The following is a 20,165-nucleotide window of genomic DNA, read 5'->3' on the forward strand; positions in this document are numbered from 1 at the left end:
ACCTCGCTCCATCAGGAGCGAGGATAACTTGCCCGAAAGACCGCTACCAGTTGGGCAGGCCAAGCTGCTTGGCCTGCTTGCGCACATCGTCGTCATAGAGTTTCGCCGCGTCGGCCGGCTGGCGAATACCGGAGCCGACTTCGACGGTGATCTGCTCGAGAGCCGGTCCCTTGATTGGCGAAACGAATTCCAGCGCCGGGGTCGTCTTGTCCTTGGCCTCGAAATAGGGGAGCATGTCCTTTATCGCAGGCGGCACGCTAGCTGGCAGGTCGCAGCCGTCGATCAGAGAAGGCCCCTGAACGGCATTGGTTTCCACCATGATCTTGCAGGCCTCGACGCTTCCGGCGAAATCGACGAATTTCCGCGCTTCCTCGGCGTGCTGGCTGGTCAAGGGAATGTAGAGGGCGGGCGGCATCCAGACCGTCAAACCGTTGGTTGCGGCGTCGTCGCTCGGCTGGGCGAAAAAGCCGACATCGTTGAGGTTTTCGGGATAATTCTGTTTGAGCGCGCCGACCGCGAAGCTCAGCATCGGATAATGCGCCGCCTCGCCGGTTGCCACCATTCTCAGGCCATCGTCGTAGCTTGCCGCGCCGAAATCGTCGTTCATCAGACCGGCGTCGTGAACGTCCTTCAGCCGTTCGAAGCCCTTCAGGGCCGCAGGCGTCTCGGCGTATTTTGCCTTGTTGGCGGTATAGTCTGCGGCGAAGTTCGGCACGGCAGCGTGCAGGTTGTAATAGTCAGCCAGAACGAACAACTGCGAGGTCCAGGTATCGCGATAGGTCTGCGCCACGGCGACCTTTCCTGACGCTTTGACCTTCGCGTTGTTCGCCATGAAGTCCGCCCATGTCTTCGGGACGGAGAGGCCAAGCTCCTGGTAGATTTTCCTGTTGTAGAGGATCCCGCCCGCCATCGCCGTGCCGAAGGGAACGCCGTAGAGCTTGCCATCGGCACGGACGACCGATTTGAAACCGTCGTCGACCTTCGCCTGCGACGAGAGATCGCTCAGATCGACAAGCGTCTGTGTCGGCTTCAGCGCCTGTAGCAGCGAGCCGGAATTGTAGAGGAACACATCGGACATCTCCCCCGTCGCCAGGCGCGTCTTGATGATGTTGTCGCCCTCGCCACCGCCGGCCCGCGGCTCGATTTCAATCGTCACGTCGGGTGCATTTGCCTGATAGGCGGCAACCAGTGCCTCGGCCGCCGCGACGGTGTCGGGGTTGTTGTCGATCAGGAATGACAGCGTGGTTTCTGCATGCGACGGGCCAGCCGCGGCCAGTGCCAAAAGCGCGGAGGCGCCCGCAAGAATGAGTTTTATCCGATGTGTCATGACGTTCCTCCTCTGAACGATGCGACGTGTATGCTCCTCAAGAATTGGGTAGGGAAAAGACCAGCTGGTGTGTCCCGGGGGGAAGAATGGCTTCCGCGACGACAGGTTCTCCATTGAGCGACGGGTTTTGATGCCGTTTTCCAGGTCGGAACCGGCCGATGCAGCCTTTCGGAAGCGTCAGCACATAGGTGATCTTGTTGCCGTCGCATTGCCAGCCGGCCTCTATGCGCCCCTGGCTGCTATCATGATGGGCCGAAACCGGCGAAAGGGACGGAATCGGCGCCGGATCGACGATCACCTCGGTAAATCCGGGCGCGCTCGGGCTCGGCGAAATTCCGGCGACGCTTTCGAACAGCCACTGACAGACCGCGCCATAGGCATAGTGGTTGTAGCTGTTCATGTCGGGTTCGTAGATGGTGCCGTCAGGCGCCATGGAATCCCAGCGCTCCCAGATCGTCGTCGCTCCCTTCGAGACCTGGTAGAGCCAGCCCGGCACATCCTCCTGCAGGAAGACCTTTTCGGCCAGATCGTCCATGCCGAGCTTCGTCAGCGCCGGCAGCAGGGCGGGCGTGCCGATGAAGCCGGTGCCGATCTTGTAGTCTGCATCGATGATCACCTGCCGGAAATGCTGCTGTGCGGCTTGCGTGTGCTCCGCCGGTATCAGGTCGTGGAGGAAGGCCAAGGCATAGGACGTCTGGTCATTATGCGCGAGCCGTCCCGCCGGCGTGATGAACTCGTTGGTGAATGCCCGCCGGATCTCGCTTGCGCGCTGTTTCATCTTCTCTTCAAGCGCATGCTCGCCGAGAATGGCTGCGATCCTTGCCAGAAGGTCGGTCGAGATGAAGTGGTAGAGCGTCGCCGCGCAATCGTCGGCGATCGTCGGACGAGGCTTTCGATTGTCGCCGACCGGTTGCAGCCAGTCGCCGAAAGTGAAACCTCGGGCCCCCCAATGCGAGGGCGGACGCACGAGCGGACCGTCCGAGATCGACCAGACGAAATCGACCCAGCGCACCATGGAATCCAGGCACTCCGACAGGACGGCCCGGTCGCCGTAATGCGTGTAGAGTACCCAAGGAATCACGACGATCGCGTCGCCCCAGCCAGTCGAACCGGCATAGCCCGGGAAATTGGCCGGATGCAGACGCGTCGGATCCGGCGAAAAATGTGAGACGGCGCCATCCTCGCGTTGATCGGCCATCACATCCCGCAGATACTTCCTCAGGAAGAATTGGCTGTCGCTCAGCCAGCATGCGGTTGCGGCAAAGACCTGGGCGTCGCCCGTCCAGCCCAAGCGCTCGTCGCGTTGCGGGCAATCGGTCGGTACTTCGACGAAATTGGCGCGCTGCGACCAGATGGTATTCTCGACGAGGCGATTGACCAGTGTATTGCCCGAGGTGAAACCGCCGGCGGGCTCGGGCACCGACGAGATCGGGATGGACGCGATTGCAAGGATCTTCGCATCGCCCTTGATCGTTACCCTGGCATAGCGGAAGCCGTGGAAGGTGAAATGCGGTGCGTAGGTTTCATCGCCGTCTCCCCGCAGCGTGTAGACAGTGTGCGCGGTGGCCGTGCGATAGTTGCGATTGTCGAAATGACGATCGGGGCCGAGTACCTCCGAATGCTCCACCCGAATTTCGGCGCCGGCGGTGCCGCGGACTGTATATCTGACATAGCCGCCGGAATTCTGGCCGAAATCGTAGACCGTCCTGCCCTCATCGTCGGTCCAGCTGTCGACCGGGGCGAGTGGCCGCAACTCGCGCACGGCAGCCGTTTCATGCGCGACGAGCAGTTCCCTGTCGAATGGCAATCGTTCGGTGCCGTGGCTCTCCAAGTAGTTTTCGTGGCGGGCATCGTAGATTTCGCCGAAGTAGATCCCCGACTTCAGGATCGGCAGAATACCGCTTCGCCATGTGGTGTCGGTGGAAAGAACGGTGCCATCCGATCCGATCAGATCGGCAATGGCGCCGATCCTGTCGCCCCAGCAATTTGGGATTGCCTGGGCGCCCCACATCAAAGGCGACCGGTACCATCCGTCGGCAAGCCAGATCTCGATCCGGTTGAGGCCCGGCTTGAACAGGTTCGAGACGTCATATCGCTGATAGGCAAGGCGATCGTCGTAGTTCGTCCAGCCCGGGGTCAACAGGTCGTTGCCGACACGAACGCCGTTGATGAAGCAGCGGTAGAGGCCAAGTGCGGAGATAAAGAGCTCGACGGGAAGCTTGGCGCCGTCATGTTCGAAAGTCTTGGAGACGAAGCTTGCGGCCGTTCCCTGACCGCCATCCGATAGTGGCGCGATCATTTCCCCCGACCAGGCACGCGAAACGAGGTTGCCGCCGATGGCTGCCGGCTGAAAGTTCATCAAGTCCTCCCGACAGATGTAGAACGTTCTCCATATAACGTTCTACATTTTCTTCGGAAGCGCAATAGAATTTTCGTTGCCAGTCTGCCATGGTGGTTCTGCGGACGATGTTGACGACCCGCAGCAAGCCAGAGATTTCATGCCAATCGAAGACAAACAAAAGCCGCAACGAAACGATCGCGTGACGATCCGGACCGTGGCAACTCACGCAGGCGTATCGGTCGCAGCGGTTTCCAAGGTGATGCGAAATGCCTATGGCGTCAGCGATGCGCTGCGCGCAAGGGTGATTGATGCCATCGAGGCACTCGCCTATCGCCCCTCGCGGGCGGCACGCGGGCTGCGTGGCCGGAGTTTCACCATCGGAGTGCTCCTGATCGATATCCGCAATCCCTTCCTTCCGGAGGTGATTGCCGGCGTGAACGAGGTGCTTGGACCTTCGCATTACCAGGCGATGATCGGCGTCAGCGATGCGCGCGTGCAGTTGGAGACGTCGTTGATCGAGTCGATGATCGACTACAAGATGGACGGCCTTATCCTTGTTGCGCCGCGTTTGCCCTCGGAGATTCTGGCGAAGTTCGCAGTCCAGATACCGATCGTCGCGGTCGGCTACCACGATGCCAGCGCCACGGCCTTCGATACCGTCAATGCCGACGATCAGCGCGGCGCGGAGATCGCCGTGGAAGCGCTTTTAGCCTGCGGCTATCGCGACATCGAAATGCTCAGCCTTGGCGAGCGCCAGGGGCACGCGGTCTCTGTCGTCCGCCAGCGTGAGATCGGGTTCCGCCGTGCGATGCAGCGTGGCGGGCTCGGCTCCTCGCCAGCGATCGGCAAAATTCCGATTGCTTCGCCAAAACGGGAAGAGGCGATGCGAAGGTTCCTATCGAGGAAGGATAGACCGCGCGCCGTGTTCTGCTGGAGCGATCTCGACGCGATCACCCTTCTGAGCTTGGCTATGGAGATGGGGGTGCGCGTGCCCGAAGACCTCGCCGTCATCGGATACGACAATTCGTCGACCGCAGCACTTGGCCTCGTCAATCTCGCAAGCATCGACCAGTCGGGCAGGGAGCTCGGCCAGATCGCTACCCGGGCCCTCATTTCCAGAATAGAAGGCCGTACCGCTTCCGAGCATATTTTCCAGATACCGTCGCTGGTCAGCCGCAACAGCCTGACCCGTCCTGGCAATTCCACGGACAGATAATAGCGACGGCGGCCGGCTTGCCTGTGTTGCTTGCCGTCGTTTTCAGTCGGATTGAAGGGGGCTGCCGCAAGACTGCCGCACGACCAGGCGACACGGCAATCTGGTGATGCCGGCAGGGACCGGTTCACCCTTGGAGAGGCTGAGAATTGCCAGGCCGGCGCGATGGCCCAGTTCCTTCAACTCCATGTCGATGGTGGTCAGCGGCGGGCGCGTTTGCCGTGCGACGACCTCCCAATTGTCGAACCCGACCACGGCGACATCCGTGGGAATCTCCACATTGAGGTCGCGCAGCGCGTCGATGACGCCGCGGGCGATCTCGTCACTGCCGCAGAAGATGGCGTCGGGCTTTGCGCCGGGCCGGGCAAACACCGTCTGGACGGCTTCGTGACCCCATTCCTCCGACCACTCGCCGAACATCGGTTCGGCACCGCCGCCACAGGCGTCGAGATAGGATTGGGCGCGGATGCGAGCGGCTAGGTAATCCCGCGGGCCGGTGATGTGCAGGATCCGCGACCGGCCCAGTTCCTTGAGATGGTCGACGGCGAGGCGCGCGCCCTGTTCGTCGTCCGGAAAGAAGGTGACGCTGTCGGCCGGTCCCTCGGCAAAGACGTAGACGACGGGTATCGGCAAGCGGGACAACTGGACCGGCGGCTCGAGGTCAAGGCGCGTCGCGGTGAATATGATGCCGTCGACCTGCCTGTCGAGAAGCGCCTCCAGGTGCAGCTGGGCGAGCCTCGGATCATTGTTCGTGGCGCAGAGGAAGACGGACACGCCGTGATCGACGAGCACTTCCGACACCCCGGCCGCCATCGGCAGCGTCAGTCTGCCATAGGTGTCGTTGGTCAGCATGCCGATCGCATGGCTTCGCTTGCTCAGCAACCCACGGGCGAGTGCATTGGGCCGAAACCCGATCTCCTCTGCCACGCGCCGGACCCGTTCGCGCGTCTCCGCATTCGTCCGGCCGGTGCCGTTCAGCGCGTTCGACGCCGTCGAAATGCTGACGCCCGCAGCCTTCGCCACGTCGTAGATCGTCCGTCTCCGATCACCGGTATTCTTCAAACCACGCCTCGTCTTCAATTCATGCTAAAAGCTTTTAGCAGAAAAAATCGTGCTGTTAAAAGGTTTTATCAATCGCATGCCAGATTTATGCACACAGACTGTCGACACCAAAAAAATTCTGATTTAACGTCCGTTTCGTCCGAAGGCCTGAGGCCTGAACGAGAAAAAGGGGAACAAGCATGCTTCGACTGAAAACAACGATCACTGCTCTTGCGCTGCTGGCAAGCTCTTCTCTCGCCAGCGCCGAAGAAATCACCCTATGGGTGCGCACGTCCTCCGGCGCCGTCCTTCAGGGACTGGCCGACAAATACAACGCATCGCACTCCGACAAGGTCAACGTCACCCAGATAACAGCCGAGCAGATGGTGCCGAAGCTGGGTGCGGCAATTGCCGGCAGCGCGGCTCCCGACGGCGCCGTGCTCGACCTGATCTATCTCCCGACCTTTGCCGCGGCGGATGGTCTCGAGGATATCTCCGACTTCGTGAAGGGCTTGCCTTATTCCTCCGCCATGAGCCCGTCCCACATCCGTCTTGCCACCTATGACGGCAAGATCTACGGCGTGCCGGCACTGCCGGATGCCTCGATCATCGCCTACAATACCGATCTCTTCACCAAGGCCGGCCTCGACCCCAACAAGGCGCCGGCATCGATGGAAGAGATTGCCACGGACGCCAAGAAGATCGCCGCGCTCGGCAACGAGACCTACGGCTTCTATTTCGTGGCGAATTCGGGAAGCTGGCTGATCTACGACTTCCTGCCGCATCTTTGGGCCGCCAATGCCGATGTGCTGAGCGATGATGGCCGTAGCGCCACCGTCGATACGCCGGCGCTGCGCGAGACCATCGCCGCCTATCGCGATATGTGGAGGGCTGGTGCGATCCATCCGACCTCGCGGTCGGGCAATGGCAACAATGCCGTCGAGGCCTTCGCCTCGGGCAAGGTCGGCATCCTGATGACCGGCTCCTACATCGTCAATCTGCTGACCAGCAAATATCCCGACGTGAAGTTCGCCGTTGCGCCGATCCCGGGGCCGGAGGGTGGTGCATCGAGCTTTGCCGGCGGCGACACGCTGTCCCTGATAAAGGGCATCAGCGGCGAGAAGAAGAAGGTCGCGCTCGACTTCGTCAATTTCTACATGCAGCCCGAGCAGCAGGTCTATATCACCCAGGAATCGGGCATGCCGTCGCGCACCGACCTCGCCGCGGAAGCCTATGCGAAATTCGACCCGCGCAATCTCGTTGCCTACGATATCCTCGCCAAGGCGCGCACGCCCTACACTTTTTCGTCCGATGAACTCTTCGTCAGCCGCACCGGTCCCTTCCTCAATCTGATCCAGGGCACGATCTTCGGCGACGACGTCGACGGAACGATCGCTAAAACGCAGGCCGACTTCACCCGCATCCTCGAACGCACCAATCCGAACTGAGCCCGATGGGCTTCGGCAGGGTATCTGTGGATGTCCTGCCGTTTCCTTCACATCTCGACGTTCAAACGGAAGGAGGAGTTGCGGTGATATCCTCGACACTTCGCAACCGGAGGCGCGCAGTCGCAGCCGGAGAGCCCGAGCCGAAGGGTTGGCTCGGCCTTGCCTTCATCCTGCCGGGCTTGCTGTTCATCGTCGTGCTCTTCCTCGTGCCGCTTGTCATGACGGTCTGGATGAGCTTCTACAATTGGCCGCTTCTCGGCCGGACGAAGTTCATAGGCCTTTCCAACTATGCCGAACTGATCAGCGACACCCAGCTCTGGCATTCCCTAGGTTTCACGCTGCTCTACACGGTGCTCGTCACGGCTGCGATCTTCCTGGTGGCCTTTCCCCTGGCGCTGCTCGTCGACCGGCCGCTGCGGATCGCCGGCTTTTTCCGCACGATCTATTTCATGCCTGTTGTCATCGGCTTCGGGGCGGCCTCGACATTGTGGATGTGGCTGCTCAATCCCGATAGCGGCGTCTTTGCGCAGTTGTTGCGCAGCGCGGGCATCATCGACAGCGCGCCGAGGCCGCTCGAAAGTTTCTGGCCAGCACTCGGCGTCGTCATCCTGATGGTCGTCTGGAAAACAGCGGGCTTCACGATGATCATTCTCCTGACCGGCCTTCAGAGCATATCGAACGACGTCATCGAAGCCGCCAGGATCGACGGCGCCAGCGTCTGGGGCCGGTTTCGCCGGATCACGCTGCCTTTGATGAGGAACTCGGTGGTGCTGGCGCTCGTCCTCAACGTCACTTCATCGATGCTGGCCTTCGATCAGTTCTTCATCATCACTCAGGGCGGCCCTGAGAACAGCACGATCTCCGCGGTCTTCTCGATCTATCTCGCCTCGTTTTCATCCTATCGTCTCGGTTATGGCTCGGCGATCTCCTTTGCCCTGCTCGTCGTCCTGGTGGCGATCAGCGCGATCCAGTTCGTCCTGCTGCGCCAGCGGCCGGAGGAGGGTTGATGGAACGGCTCAACCACAATCTCGCAGCGAAGCCGGCGAGCGAGCGGCTCGGTTATCTCGCTTTCGTTCTGACGGCATGCGTCTTTGCCATCTTCTTCGTGATGCCGATCGTCTGGTCCTTTGCCAATTCCTTCAAGCCCGCGGCCGCAGCACTTGCCGATCCGGCAGCGCTTTTCTCGAAGGCATTCTCGCTCGAGAACTACCGCCGCCTCGAGCATGTCGGCGCCGGCTGGTACGTCTATGCCGCCAATTCGGTGCTGATCGCGGCCGGAACGGTGATCCTGACAGTGCTCGTCGCGGTGCCGGCGGGATACGGCTTTTCGAAATTCCGCTTTCCCGGCCAGTCGCTGCTCTTCGTGCTGATCATGGCAACGATGATGATCCCGTTCCAGTCGATCCTGACGCCGCTTTTCCTGATCCTGAAAGTCTTCCGGCTGCAGAACAGCCTTCTCGGGCTGGTGCTGATCTACGTGACCTTCCAGCTTCCTTTTTCCGTCTTCATGATGCGCAACGCCTTCGATGCAGTGCCGAAGGCGCTGATCGAAGCGGCGCGGATAGACGCCGCGTCGCAGGCGACGATCCTGCGCCGGATCATGCTGCCGATCGCGCTTCCCGGTGTCGCCACCGTTGCGATGTTCGCCTTCCTGAATTCCTGGAACGAATTCCTCGCTGCCCTCATCTTTCTGTCCGATCAGAACAAGTTCACGCTGCCGATCATGCTGGTGAATGTTTCGTCGGGCATCTATGGCATCATCGACTGGGGCGCGCTTCAGGCCGGCATAGCCGTGACCATGGTCCCCTGCATCCTGCTTTTCCTTCTCTTGCAACGATATTACGTGCGCGGCCTGACGGCCGGCGCCGTGAAGTAACAGCGCTCGTCCCGCTCAGGAGTCCTCATGACCAGCTCACCTCGCTTTCAACCGGCACGCGCTGCGGGACGGCAGCGATACAGGCCTGCCGACCATTCCGGTGTCGTATTTGATGGCGGTTTCTGGCAGAGCTGGACGGAGACGGTTCGCAACGTCACCATCCCGACACAGCACAAGCGGCTGGAAGAGGAGGGCTTCCTCGAGGTGCTCGATTTTGACAAGCCGGCCGGGCCGCTGGTGCGCCCGATCCAGCCGAGCGGACTGTCGATGCAGCATTTCTTCGATTCCGATTTCGGCAAATGGATCGAGGCCGCAAGTTACACGCTGAAGGCTCACCCGAATGCTGCGCTTGAGGCGAAGATCGATGCTATCGTCGAAAAGCTCGAAAAAGGGCAGATGGCCGATGGCTACGTCAACAGCTGGTTCATTCGCCGCGAGCCGGACAGGCGCTGGACCAATCTGCGCGACCTGCACGAGATGTATTCGATGGGCCACTTGCTGGAAGGGGCCGTCGCCTACTACGAGGCGACGGGAAAGCGCCGTTTCCTCGACGTGATGATCCGCGCAGTCGACCATATCATGGAAACCTTCGGTGCCGAGCCCGGAAAGCTCAGGGGTTACGATGCCCATGAGGAAATCGAGTTGGCGCTGGTCAAACTCTACCGTGTGACGCGCGATCCGCGGCATCTGAAGCTTGCGACCTATTTCGTCGACGAACGCGGCCGGATGCCCTCGTATTACGACGAGGAGGCTCGCAGGCGCGGCGAGAACCCGGACGATTACGTCTACAAGACATATGCCTATAGCCAGGCCCATATGCCGGTGCGCGACCAGCACCAGGTCGTCGGACACGCGGTTCGCGCCATGTACCTCTTTTCTGCGATGGCGGATCTCTCCCGTGAGAACGACGATCCGACATTGAAGGAGGCCTGCGACCGGCTCTTCGACAACCTGGTCGGCCGCCAGCTCTACGTGACCGGCGGCCTTGGCCCCTCGGCATCCAATGAAGGGTTCACCCGGGAATTCGACCTGCCGAACGAGACGGCCTATGCCGAGACATGCGCAGCCGTCGCGCTCGGCTTCTGGAGCCATCGCATGGCGCAGATCGATCTCGACGGCAAGTTCACGGACAGGCTGGAAACGGTGCTCTACAACGGCGCGCTTTCCGGCATCTCACGCGACGGTGAACATTATTTCTATGAGAACGTCCTTGAAACCCACGGGCAGCACCGTCGGTGGAAATGGCATTACTGCCCCTGCTGCCCGACCAACATTGCCCGTTTCATCACGTCGCTCGGCCAATATTTCTATTCGACTGATGATCATGAGCTCGCCGTCCATCTCTACGGCACCAATTGCGCAGATCTCATAGTCGGCGACAGCTTCGTGCGCCTGGTCCAGGAGACGCAATATCCCTGGGATGGCGACATCAGCCTGCGGTTCGCCGTCGAGCGGCCAAGCCGGTTTCAGCTTCGTCTTCGCATCCCCGGATGGTGCAGGCAGGCGCAGATCTCGGTCAACGGCGTTGCCGTCGATCTCGATCAATGCGTGACGAAGGGTTATGCCGCAATATCAAGGGAATGGCAGAATGGTGACGAGGTCCGCATCGGCTTCTCGATGCCGGTCGAGCGCATCTACGCGCATCCTGCCGTCTCCGAAGACGGCGGACGCGTCGCGCTGCGGCGCGGGCCTGTCGTCTATTGCATCGAGGAGACGGATCTCGGCGGCGAGCCGCAGCGGCTCCGCCTGCCGGCATCTGAGGAAATTTCTGCCCGTTACGATGCCGCGCTTCTCGGCGGAGCGACCGTCCTCGAAGGCACCGCGCTCGAAGCCGATATAGCCGATTGGCAGAATGCACTCTATCGCACCGCGCCCTCCGCGCTGAAGGAGCGGCCCTTCACGGCGATCCCCTATCACCTCTGGGCCAATCGCGAGCCCGGAGCGATGGCGATCTGGTTGCAGGAGGTCTAGGAGAAAACCATGGCGCGGCTGGAACTCAAGAGCATCGTTAAATCCTATGGCATCTACGAGGCCGTCCGCGGCATCAGCCTTGACATCGAAGACAATGAATTCGTCGTTTTCGTAGGCCCGTCGGGATGCGGAAAATCGACGACATTGCGCATGATTGCGGGTCTCGAACACATCACCGGCGGCGAGATCGTCATCGGCGACCAGGTCGTCAACCGGCTCGGCCCGGGCAAACGTGACATCGCCATGGTCTTTCAGAACTACGCGCTCTATCCGCACATGACGGTGCGGGAGAATATTTCGTTCTGCCTGGAGCAGCAGAAGCTCGCCAAGAGCGAGATCGACGCGCGTATCATCAGGGCGGCGGAAACCCTGCATATCAGCGAGTTGCTCGGCCGGCGCCCGGGCCAGCTTTCGGGCGGCCAGCGTCAGCGCGTCGCGATGGGCCGCGCGATCGTGCGGAACCCGAAAGTCTTTCTCTTCGACGAGCCGTTGTCCAACCTCGATGCCAAGCTTCGCGTGCAGATGCGCACGGAGATCAAGCGGCTGCACCAGCTGTTGCCGACGACGACCGTCTACGTCACCCACGACCAGGTCGAGGCGATGACCATGGCGGATCGTGTCGTGGTGATGAATGGCGGCATCATCGAGCAGGCGGGGCCGCCGCAGGCGCTCTATCATCGTCCCGTCAGCCAGTTCGTCGCCGGCTTCATCGGCTCGCCGTCGATGAATTTCCTGTCCGCGACGCTGCTATCAGGAGAGAAGGGTCTCGTCGTCAAACTGACTGACGGCAGCGAGCTTGCCGTGCCGGGAGCGCGCGCCGGCGATTATGCCAGCAATGCCGGCAAACCAGTGGTGTTCGGGATCCGGCCGGAATCGATCACCGACCGCCAGGCCCGTCCTGGTTATGCCGACATCGAAGCCAAGATTGATCTTGTGGAGCCTCTCGGGCCGGAGACTATGGTCTATTTCGCGATCGGCGAGGCAAGTCTTTGCGCCTGCATCGATCCCGAGAGCGGGCCGAGGCCGATGTCGACGATGCCGCTCTCGTTCAACATGAACCAGATGCATCTGTTCGATCCGGCGACCGGCCGGTCGCTGGCGCTTGCCTGAACAGCAAACACGGAAAGGCCGGCAACCGCGGGGTTGCCGGCCTCGTTGATCAGGCAGCCTGACGGATCTTCGAAGGACGCGTGGCAGCGGCCTTCTCTACCATGGCGGTGACTTCGGCGCGGCGGGCGCCCGAAAGCGGCAGGCGCGGCAGGCGGACGCGCTCGGAGCCGCGGCCCATGATCTGCTCGGCAAGCTTGATCGACTGCACGAGATCGTGTTCGGCATCGAGGTGCAGAAGCGGCATGAACCAGCGATAGATCTTGCGGGCCTCTTCCCAGTCGCCGCGTTCGGTGGCGGCAACGAGCTGCACGGATTCCTCCGGGAAGGCGCTGGTCAAGCCCGAGACCCAGCCCTTGGCGCCGAGCATCAGGCCTTCGAGCGCGACGTCGTCGAGACCGGCAAAGATATCGAAACGATCGCCGAATTCATTGATGAGATCGGTGAAGCGGCGCGGATCCGGCGCACTTTCCTTGACCGCCTTGATGTTCGGCACGTCGGCAAGCACCTTCAGCACATCGGCGCCGATATTGACGCGGTAGGCCGGCGGATTGTTGTACAGCATGATCGGCAGCGAGGTCGCTTCGGCGACGGTGCGGAAATGCGCGATCAGCTCTTCGGGCTTCGGCACATAAACCATGGCCGGCAGCAGCATCAGGCCGTCGGCGCCGAGCTTTTCGGCGTCGCGGACGTAGGCGACGGCGCGGCGCGTGTCGAATTCGGACACGCCCGTCACCACGGGAACGCGGCCATTGACGACCTCGACGGCAGCTTTCAGGATCGTGCGCTTCTCCTCGGGGTCCAGCGAATTGTTCTCGCCACATGTGCCCATGACGATCAGCCCGTTGACGCCATCCTTTACAAGCGCGTCCTGGACGCGCTGGGTCGAGGGCAAATCAACGGAAAGATCATCGTTGAACTGTGTCGTTACGGCGGGAAATACGCCCTTCCATCCTGTGGTCATTGATCGAGCCTCGTTGAAACTAGTTGCCTTATATACAAACTGTCGACAAGATTCAATGATGTGAGCTTACAAATTTGAAGCCCCCGAAGACCGACATTGCGAGAATCGGCCAAAACGAAATACAAGGCTCTAACGAAAGAGGGCGGACAAATGCGGAACGACGCGGAAAATGTGCGGGTGCGCGGCTCTGGCACGCAGAGCGTCTATGTGACGCTCAGGCAGGAAATCCTGTCGATGGCGCTGGAACCCGGCAGTCCGCTCGACGAGGTGCGGCTGTCGGAACGTTTCCGGATGTCGCGGACTCCCATTCGCGAGGCGCTGTTGCGGCTCGCTGCCGACGGGCTCGTCACGACGCTGCCGAACAGGAACACGATCGTTGCGACGATCGATTTCGCAAGCCTGCCCACCTATTTCGAAGCGCTGACGCTGATGTACCGGGTGACGACGCGCGGCGCGGCGCAACGGCGAAACGGCGAAATCATGAAGACCGTCCGCCGGCATCAGAAGGACTTCGCCGAAGCCGTTGCCGCGCGCGATGCCTATGCGATGATCGAGGCGAACCGCGAATTTCACGTCGCGATCGCCGAACTTGCCGGCAATTCCTATTACACGGCCTTCTTCGCCAGGCTGCTCGACGAGGGCCGCCGTATCCTGCGCCTTTACTACTCGACATTCGACGACCGTCTGCCGCGCCAGTATGTCGACGAACACGAGGAGATCATCGCCGCGATCGAGGCCGGTGACGTCGAGCGGGCCGACCGGCTGGCGATCGCCCACGCCGGGCAGATCGTCCGCCAGATCCAGGAATATATCGCCCGCGACCTCGACCGGCCGGTGGCGATCAGCATGTCCTGACGCGACGAGAGCAATGAACCGTTGGAGCCTCAGGAGGCGAGGGGGCCGCCTTGCTCCCTGACCAAGGTCATCATCCGGCGCAGGACAGCCGCCGACTGGCAAACACCGTCATGCTCGAATTCGTTGGTCACCACGTTGGCGACGTGGCGGGCTGTTTCGAGCGAAAGCCCGGCACGTATCAGCATGCCCGGTCAGGTGTATTCGGCCGCCATCGTCATCTCCTCATTTTTCATGTCGACATATTGCCTACAGCGGCATTAGTGTCGGTTCAAGATCCCCGCTGCAAGGCGAGGGTTTCATCGATCTGGAAGCGCAAGAAAAGCAGGAAAACAACATGTCGTGGCAGCACCCCGTACCCCGCATCACTGAGGACGAACGGCAGAACCGCCTCGCCAGGCTTCGCACAATGGTCGAAGCCGAAGGATTGGCTGCGGTGCTTCTTGGGCCGACCGAAAGCCTGCATTACTTCACGGGGCTGGTCTGGCATCCGAGCGAGAGGTTCCTCGGCGCGCTCGTCACGCCCGCGGCCATATCCTACATCGTTCCAGGGTTCGAGCGCAGCCGTGTCGAAACGCTGCCGCATCTGCCGGGGGAAATCCTGGTCTGGGAAGAGGAGGAGAGCAGCGCCGCTCTCATCGCCCGCCTTGTTGCCCAGGGCGGCAGACTTGCCCTCGACGATGGTTTGCCGCTTTTCTTCTATCATGCATTGGCAGCGGAGATGGGCGCGGCGAGGCTTGCCGATGGCGGGCGGCTGATCCGCGACCTGCGTTGCATCAAATCGGCCGCGGAGATTGCCCTCATTCAGTATGCGATGGACCTGACGCTTGACGTACACAGGCAAGCGCATGGCCTCTTGAAGCCGGGCATCAAATCATCCGAGGTGGTCGATTTCGTCGACCGGCAGCATCGCCAGGCCGGCGCCGATGCCGGCTCGACATTCTGCATCGTTTCCTTCGGCGCGGCGACCTCGCTTCCGCATGGCGCCGACGGCGATCAGGTCCTTGGTCGTGACGACGTCATTCTCATCGATACCGGCTGCCGGATCGACGGTTATCATTCCGATATCACCAGGACCTATATGCTGGAGGGCGGCGAAAGTGCGTTCGAACGGGCCTGGTGGATCGAGCGCGAGGCGCAACAGGCCGTCTTCGACGCAGCCCGGATCGGTGCCGCCTGCTCGAGCCTCGACGATGCGGCCCGTAAGGTGCTTGCCAAACACTCCCTTGGCCCCGACTATCGCCTGCCAGGTTTGCCGCATCGCGCCGGTCATGGCCTCGGGCTCGAGATCCATGAGGAACCCTATATCGTTCGAGGCAACGACGCGCCGCTTGCCGCCGGCATGTGTTTTTCCAACGAACCGATGATCGTCTTCCCCGGGAAATTCGGGATTCGGCTGGAAGACCATATGTACATGACCGCCGAGGGACCATGCTGGCTGACCAATCCGGCGGCGGGACCGACCGAGCAATTCTCCTGAGCGGGCACCATCTCCTGCCCGCTCTCGTCCGGCAGATCCAGGAATATATTGCCCGCGATCTCGACCGACCGCTGGCGGAGGCTACCCGAGCCTGAACGTTGGCGATATGGCGGGGGCCGTTTCGCGGCATCGGACATATCGACCGGATCGCGGGTAGCCTGCAATTCGATCTATCAAGTAATTCGTCACAAACGTTACTTGCTTTCTGACGTGCTACAAGGTTGACTGTGGTTAATCTACAGTCTCGAGGATAGGACGATGGACCTGCTCAGAAAGGATGAGGATGACTCGGCCCAACTTCGGAAACTGACACTGAATGGCAGATATAGAAATATGGCGGCGATGCTTTCGATAGCAGTGGTTGTCTTTTCTGTATTCTTGGTATCGCTTGGCACTTTAATTGAATTTTTTAAACCCGAGTTTTTTCCAAACGTCATTCTCGATGACGTCCCTTTGCACTACATCGCCTGGTTCATGATTACCTTCGGGATAACTATCGCTATCATCAACGTAATTCTGGCGGCAAGACGGGAGATCGATCAAGAGAGAGCAGAAAAGATGCTCCCATCGGATATGGTCGAGATCAAAAGGCAGGCTTTGCGTGACCTGCGGACGCATCGAAACTGGTATGCGCGATCCTCCAGGGTGAGTCAGTATCTCTGGAATTTTCTCACATTGGGGATCATCGTTCTGAGCGGCCTCTCTTCATTATTTTCGGCTTATAGCACGGTTATCCCCCAATGGCTCCCAATGGCGACCTCCGCGCTCGTGGCGCTTTTCGGCACGATAATCGTTCAATTCCGCATCCGGGACGTCTGGCAATTGAGAGAGCAGGGAAGGATCGAAGCAGAGATGCTCGTCGCCGAGGCTCATCTCATTGACATAACGGATGAGCTAGCGACGCTCAAACAGGCAGTCGCTCTTAGAAAGCGCGCTCATGCGCTGGAGATGAAGCAACTCAACCAGTTCTTTGTAGGGACCACCGGAGCCAATCCCTGAGCCCTCTGAATGCCAGCCGCGCTCCCTGGCTTGAGCTTGAGCTCGATGACAGGGACCACGATCTGAGCTCGGCGCACCGGCAGGACGAATGTCAGTTGATCTTCGCCGACGGAGAACTGGGTGCTCGCTCACAAGGTATTCGCAGCGTATGACCATCGGCACCACGAACACGACAGGCGGCGAGGCCAGCCTTTTCTGGCTGCTCGACTTCTTCGCCCAATACCGTCGCTCCAAGGAGAGTGCGATTGCCTCGCTGGGGGGCCGCCTATGCAACGGCTGACAATGCAAAGCTCACCTTCCTGAAAGACCTGGTCGAAAGCTATATCGACGCCCCGAGCCAACGGCGAAGTCAGACTAATTGGCCGAAGACAGTCAAGCGAGCGGCTCGCTGGCTATCGGCCTGCTGTCTCCAGGATGCGGAGGGCAAGCTTGAGATGCGGCAGGTCCAGCATGCGTCCGTCGAGCTGGATGACGCCCGCGTCGGGCCTGGCGGCGAAGGCGGCGGCGACTTTCTCCGCCCAGGCGATCTCGGACGGATCCGGCGTGAAGGCGTGATTGATCGTTTCGACCTGGCTCGGATGGATGGCCATCATGCCGGAAAAGCCGTCGCGCCGGGCGCGGCCGACATAGGCCCTGAGACCGCCCACATCGTGGAAATCTGGATAGACGGTGTCGACTGCCGCAACGGCGGCGGCATGGGCTGCGAACAGCGTGAGCGAGCGGGCAAGCTCGTAAGGCGGCGTGTAACGGCCATCCGTCCTGCGCGCGGTCGTAGCCCCTATCGCGGCAGATAGATCCTCAGCACCCCAGGTCAAGCCGCAGAGGCTGCTCGCGACATCCCGGTAGCTGCCGATCTCGAAGATCGCGGATGGCGTTTCGGTTGCGATCGGCAGGATGGGAATTGCAGATGCAAGAGAGCCTGCGAGCTTCAGCACCGAAGCGGCACCCTCGGCCTTTGGCAGCACGATCGCGAAAGGATGAAGGCCGCTCAAAGCGGTAAGGTCGTCTTCGAATTCTGGCGAGGCGAGGGGATTGATGCGGATCAGGAGAGGGGTCTCGCCGGCATGATGCAGGACGAACTCGTGCACGCTCTCGCGCGCTTTCGCCTTGTTTGAGGGCGCAACCGAATCTTCCAGGTCGAGAATGACGGCATCGGCGCCTGAGGCGAGCGCTTTTTCGAAACGCTCCGGCCGGTCGCCGGGCGCAAAGAGCAGCGAGCGCAGCCTCATGACGACTTCACCTTCAGCATCGCCATGCGCAGGCATTGGCAGACGGTCTCGCCGCGCTGGTTCAGGGTGATATGCCGGAAGGTGACGATGCCGGCATTGGGGCGGGAGTTCGAGCGACGCAGCTCCATCACCTCAGTTTCCACCCGCAGCGTATCGCCGATGAAGACCGGTTTCGGCATCGTCACCTTGTCATAGCCGAGGTTGGCGACGAGCGTGCCGAGCGTGGTGTCGCCGACCGAAAGGCCAACGGTGAGGGCAAAGGTGAAGGTGCCGTTGACGACGATCCGGCCAAATTCGGTGCCTGTGGCATAATCGGCATCGAGATGCAGCGGCTGCGGATTGTGGGAAAGCGTCGTGAACAGCAGATTGTCGGTCTCGGTGACCGTGCGGCGGATGTCGTGGGCGATGCGGTCGCCGACCGTCCACTCGTCGAAATAACGGCCGGCCATCAATCCTGCTCCTTCACAATGCTGACGACCAGCTGGTTTTCCGAGACCCTGATCCCCGAGGAAACCTGCAGCTTTTCGACGATGCCGTCGAAGGGCGCACGTAGAGAATGTTCCATTTTCATCGCTTCGACTGTCAGCAGGCGGTCCCCCTTGGCGACACGATCGCCGTCGGCCACATCCACCGAAATGACGAGGCCGGGCATGGGTGACAGAATCGCGCCATCGCCGGCACCCTGACTTGCCTCGACTTCACTTGCCACAGGCAGGCTGATCGGCCAGGCATTGCCGGCGTCGAAAAGCGCCATCGTTTCACCGATCGTGACGGCATTTGCCTCAAGCTCCCGACGTGATTGCCCCCAAAGGAGGTGCTCGCCGATACGGATGCGCACCCTCTTGTCATCCGCGCCGGCGATGCGGAACCCGGCAAGCGCGGACCAGGGATCACCATCCGTATTTCTTGAAAGCACAGTGGCCGCGGTGTCGATCGCGATTTCGCTCGGCTCCGTCGCCACCAGGCTATCGCCATGGCGGTCGAGAAAGCCGGTATCGATCCGAGCTGCGCGAAAATCCGGATCGACGGCGATGCGGGCAAGCAAGCCGGCATTGGATTTGACCGGCCAGACCTCGATACCTGCGCAGGCGGCTGCGAGCTTCGAAAGTGCGGCCTCGCGGTTCGGCCCATGGGCAATGACCTTGGCAATCATCGGATCGTAGAAGGCGGTGATCTCATCCCCTTGCTCGACGCCGCTATCGACGCGGATTGTTTCTGGCAGGCTGAGATGTTCGAGCCAGCCGGTCGAGGGCAGATAGCCGGCGGCAGGATTTTCGGCATAGAGGCGGGCTTCGAAGGCCCAGCCGTTCATGGCGATTTCGTCCTGGCTTTTCGGCAGCGGCTCGCCGCTAGCGACCTTCAACTGCCAGAGCACCAGATCCTCGCCACTAATTGCCTCGGTGACCGGGTGCTCGACCTGCAGGCGAGTGTTCATCTCCATGAACCAGATGCGATCTTCGCGAAGGCCTTCCGAGGCATCGGCAATGAATTCGATGGTGCCGGCGCCGACATAATTCACTGCTCTTGCGGCTTTCACCGCCGCATCGCAGATCACTGCCCGGGTTGCGGCATCGAGGCCGGGGGCAGGGGCTTCCTCGATGACCTTCTGGTGGCGGCGCTGCAGCGAACAATCGCGTTCGAAAAGATGAACGCAATTGCCGAGCGTATCGGCGAAAACCTGAACCTCGATATGACGCGGATTGGCGATATAGCGTTCGATCAACACGCGGTCGTCGCCGAAGGCGGCGGCCGCCTCACGGCGGCAGGAGGCGAGACGTTCGGCGAAATCCTGCGGGCGTTCGACGCGACGCATGCCCTTGCCGCCGCCACCGGCGACGGCCTTGATGAGCACGGGATAACCGATGGTATCCGCCTCGGCCGCCAGCCTTTCTTTGCTCTGGTCCGCGCCAATATAGCCGGGGGTCACGGGCACGCCGGCTGCCTGCATCAATTCCTTGGCCGCATCCTTGAGCCCCATCGCCCGGATGGCGGCGGGCGGTGCGCCGACCCAGAGGATACCGGCCTTTTCCACCGCTTCGGCAAATCCGGCATTTTCCGAAAGGAAACCGTAGCCGGGATGGATCGCCGCAGCGCCGGTTTTCCGGGCGGCCTCGAGGATGCGTTCCTGCGAGAGATAGCTTTCGCGGGCCGGCGAGGGGCCGATGGCGATCGCCTCGTCGGCCTCCCTTACGAAAGGCAGGCCGGCATCGGCTTCGGAATAGACGGCGATGGTGCGGATGCCGAGCATCTTGGCCGAGCGGATGATGCGGCGGGCGATTTCGCCCCTGTTGGCAATGAGAAGACTTTCCATCATTGG

The 20,165-nt window shown here is 61.1% G+C and carries 16 protein-coding genes and 3 pseudogenes; 10 read left to right on the forward strand and 9 right to left on the reverse strand.

Going from position 1 to position 20,165, the window contains the following annotated elements; all coding sequences use genetic code 11:
* Window positions 1-43: 43 nt before the first annotated feature.
* Both ACS4RR_RS26695 and ACS4RR_RS26700 read right to left on the reverse strand, forming a co-directional pair.
* Window positions 44-1,327, reverse strand: a complete 1,284-nt coding sequence (locus ACS4RR_RS26695; RefSeq protein WP_456190432.1) for an ABC transporter substrate-binding protein — start codon at window positions 1,325-1,327, stop codon at window positions 44-46.
* 37 nt (window positions 1,328-1,364) lie between these two features.
* Window positions 1,365-3,686: a family 78 glycoside hydrolase catalytic domain gene (locus ACS4RR_RS26700; RefSeq protein ID WP_260112119.1), complete on the reverse strand. Its 2,322-nt coding sequence runs from the start codon at window positions 3,684-3,686 to the stop codon at window positions 1,365-1,367.
* Between the two features lie 139 nt (window positions 3,687-3,825).
* On the opposite strand from ACS4RR_RS26700, the gene ACS4RR_RS26705 reads away from it, so the two are divergent.
* Window positions 3,826-4,884: a LacI family DNA-binding transcriptional regulator gene (locus ACS4RR_RS26705; protein ID WP_162117492.1), complete on the forward strand. Its 1,059-nt coding sequence runs from the start codon at window positions 3,826-3,828 to the stop codon at window positions 4,882-4,884.
* Between the two features lie 42 nt (window positions 4,885-4,926).
* Here the strand turns inward: ACS4RR_RS26705 and ACS4RR_RS26710 are convergent, their stop codons facing one another.
* Entirely contained in the window at window positions 4,927-5,943 is a 1,017-nt protein-coding gene (locus ACS4RR_RS26710; RefSeq protein WP_222384976.1) for a LacI family DNA-binding transcriptional regulator, read from the reverse strand.
* 179 nt (window positions 5,944-6,122) lie between these two features.
* Here ACS4RR_RS26710 and ACS4RR_RS26715 point away from each other — a divergent pair, with 179 nt between their 5' ends.
* The 5 genes from ACS4RR_RS26715 (at window position 6,123) to ACS4RR_RS26735 (ending at window position 12,327) form a co-directional block, all read left to right on the forward strand.
* On the forward strand, window positions 6,123-7,370 hold the full coding sequence (locus ACS4RR_RS26715; RefSeq protein ID WP_260112120.1) for an ABC transporter substrate-binding protein: 1,248 nt from the start codon (window positions 6,123-6,125) through the stop codon (window positions 7,368-7,370).
* An 83-nt stretch (window positions 7,371-7,453) separates the two neighbouring features.
* Complete coding sequence (locus tag ACS4RR_RS26720) at window positions 7,454-8,377, forward strand: carbohydrate ABC transporter permease (RefSeq protein WP_260112121.1); 924 nt, start codon at window positions 7,454-7,456, stop codon at window positions 8,375-8,377.
* Window positions 8,377-9,246, forward strand: a complete 870-nt coding sequence (locus tag ACS4RR_RS26725; RefSeq protein ID WP_260112122.1) for a carbohydrate ABC transporter permease — start codon at window positions 8,377-8,379, stop codon at window positions 9,244-9,246. Before ACS4RR_RS26720 ends, ACS4RR_RS26725 begins: the two co-directional genes overlap by 1 nt.
* A gap of 27 nt (window positions 9,247-9,273) precedes the next feature.
* Complete coding sequence (locus ACS4RR_RS26730) at window positions 9,274-11,217, forward strand: glycoside hydrolase family 127 protein (protein ID WP_260299778.1); 1,944 nt, start codon at window positions 9,274-9,276, stop codon at window positions 11,215-11,217.
* A 9-nt stretch (window positions 11,218-11,226) separates the two neighbouring features.
* Window positions 11,227-12,327, forward strand: a complete 1,101-nt coding sequence (locus tag ACS4RR_RS26735; protein ID WP_456190433.1) for an ABC transporter ATP-binding protein — start codon at window positions 11,227-11,229, stop codon at window positions 12,325-12,327.
* A gap of 49 nt (window positions 12,328-12,376) precedes the next feature.
* Here the strand turns inward: ACS4RR_RS26735 and ACS4RR_RS26740 are convergent, their stop codons facing one another.
* Window positions 12,377-13,288 (reverse strand): dihydrodipicolinate synthase family protein, encoded by a 912-nt coding sequence (locus ACS4RR_RS26740; RefSeq protein ID WP_260112124.1) that lies wholly within the window; start codon window positions 13,286-13,288, stop codon window positions 12,377-12,379.
* A gap of 150 nt (window positions 13,289-13,438) precedes the next feature.
* Here ACS4RR_RS26740 and ACS4RR_RS26745 point away from each other — a divergent pair, with 150 nt between their 5' ends.
* A complete protein-coding gene (locus tag ACS4RR_RS26745) occupies window positions 13,439-14,143 on the forward strand; it encodes a GntR family transcriptional regulator (protein WP_017968568.1) in 705 nt (234 codons plus the stop codon).
* 29 nt (window positions 14,144-14,172) lie between these two features.
* Here ACS4RR_RS26745 and ACS4RR_RS26750 read toward each other — a convergent pair.
* Window positions 14,173-14,328: pseudogene (locus ACS4RR_RS26750) on the reverse strand (alpha/beta fold hydrolase); the annotation flags it as partial.
* Window positions 14,329-14,477: 149 nt separating this feature from the next.
* On the opposite strand from ACS4RR_RS26750, the gene ACS4RR_RS26755 reads away from it, so the two are divergent.
* Window positions 14,478-15,620 (forward strand): M24 family metallopeptidase, encoded by a 1,143-nt coding sequence (locus ACS4RR_RS26755; protein WP_456190434.1) that lies wholly within the window; start codon window positions 14,478-14,480, stop codon window positions 15,618-15,620.
* 258 nt (window positions 15,621-15,878) lie between these two features.
* Window positions 15,879-16,619 (forward strand): hypothetical protein, encoded by a 741-nt coding sequence (locus ACS4RR_RS26760; protein WP_456190435.1) that lies wholly within the window; start codon window positions 15,879-15,881, stop codon window positions 16,617-16,619.
* On the opposite strand, the pseudogene ACS4RR_RS26765 reads toward ACS4RR_RS26760, so the two are convergent.
* Window positions 16,556-16,747: pseudogene (locus ACS4RR_RS26765) on the reverse strand (hypothetical protein); the annotation flags it as partial. The gene ACS4RR_RS26760 and the pseudogene ACS4RR_RS26765 sit on opposite strands and share 64 nt — an antisense overlap.
* A gap of 11 nt (window positions 16,748-16,758) precedes the next feature.
* Here ACS4RR_RS26765 and ACS4RR_RS26770 point away from each other — a divergent pair.
* Window positions 16,759-16,951, forward strand: a pseudogene (locus ACS4RR_RS26770) (efflux transporter outer membrane subunit); the annotation flags it as partial.
* Window positions 16,952-17,011: 60 nt separating this feature from the next.
* Here the strand turns inward: ACS4RR_RS26770 and ACS4RR_RS26775 are convergent.
* Genes ACS4RR_RS26775 through ACS4RR_RS26785 form a run of 3 tightly spaced genes read right to left on the reverse strand, consistent with a single transcriptional unit; the run spans window position 17,012 to window position 20,162 of the window.
* The gene (locus ACS4RR_RS26775) at window positions 17,012-17,848 is read right to left on the reverse strand and encodes an HpcH/HpaI aldolase/citrate lyase family protein (RefSeq protein ID WP_260112127.1); all 837 of its coding nucleotides are present in this window, start codon (window positions 17,846-17,848) and stop codon (window positions 17,012-17,014) included.
* Entirely contained in the window at window positions 17,845-18,297 is a 453-nt protein-coding gene (locus tag ACS4RR_RS26780) for a MaoC family dehydratase (protein ID WP_260112128.1), read from the reverse strand. The genes ACS4RR_RS26775 and ACS4RR_RS26780 overlap by 4 nt, the downstream gene beginning before the upstream one ends.
* The gene (locus tag ACS4RR_RS26785; protein WP_260299779.1) at window positions 18,297-20,162 is read right to left on the reverse strand and encodes an acetyl/propionyl/methylcrotonyl-CoA carboxylase subunit alpha; all 1,866 of its coding nucleotides are present in this window, start codon (window positions 20,160-20,162) and stop codon (window positions 18,297-18,299) included. Before ACS4RR_RS26785 ends, ACS4RR_RS26780 begins: the two co-directional genes overlap by 1 nt.
* Window positions 20,163-20,165: the final 3 nt, after the last annotated feature.

It is taken from the genome of Rhizobium zaerense, from assembly GCF_051810725.1.
Classification (GTDB): Bacteria; Pseudomonadota; Alphaproteobacteria; order Rhizobiales; family Rhizobiaceae; genus Rhizobium; species Rhizobium leguminosarum_I.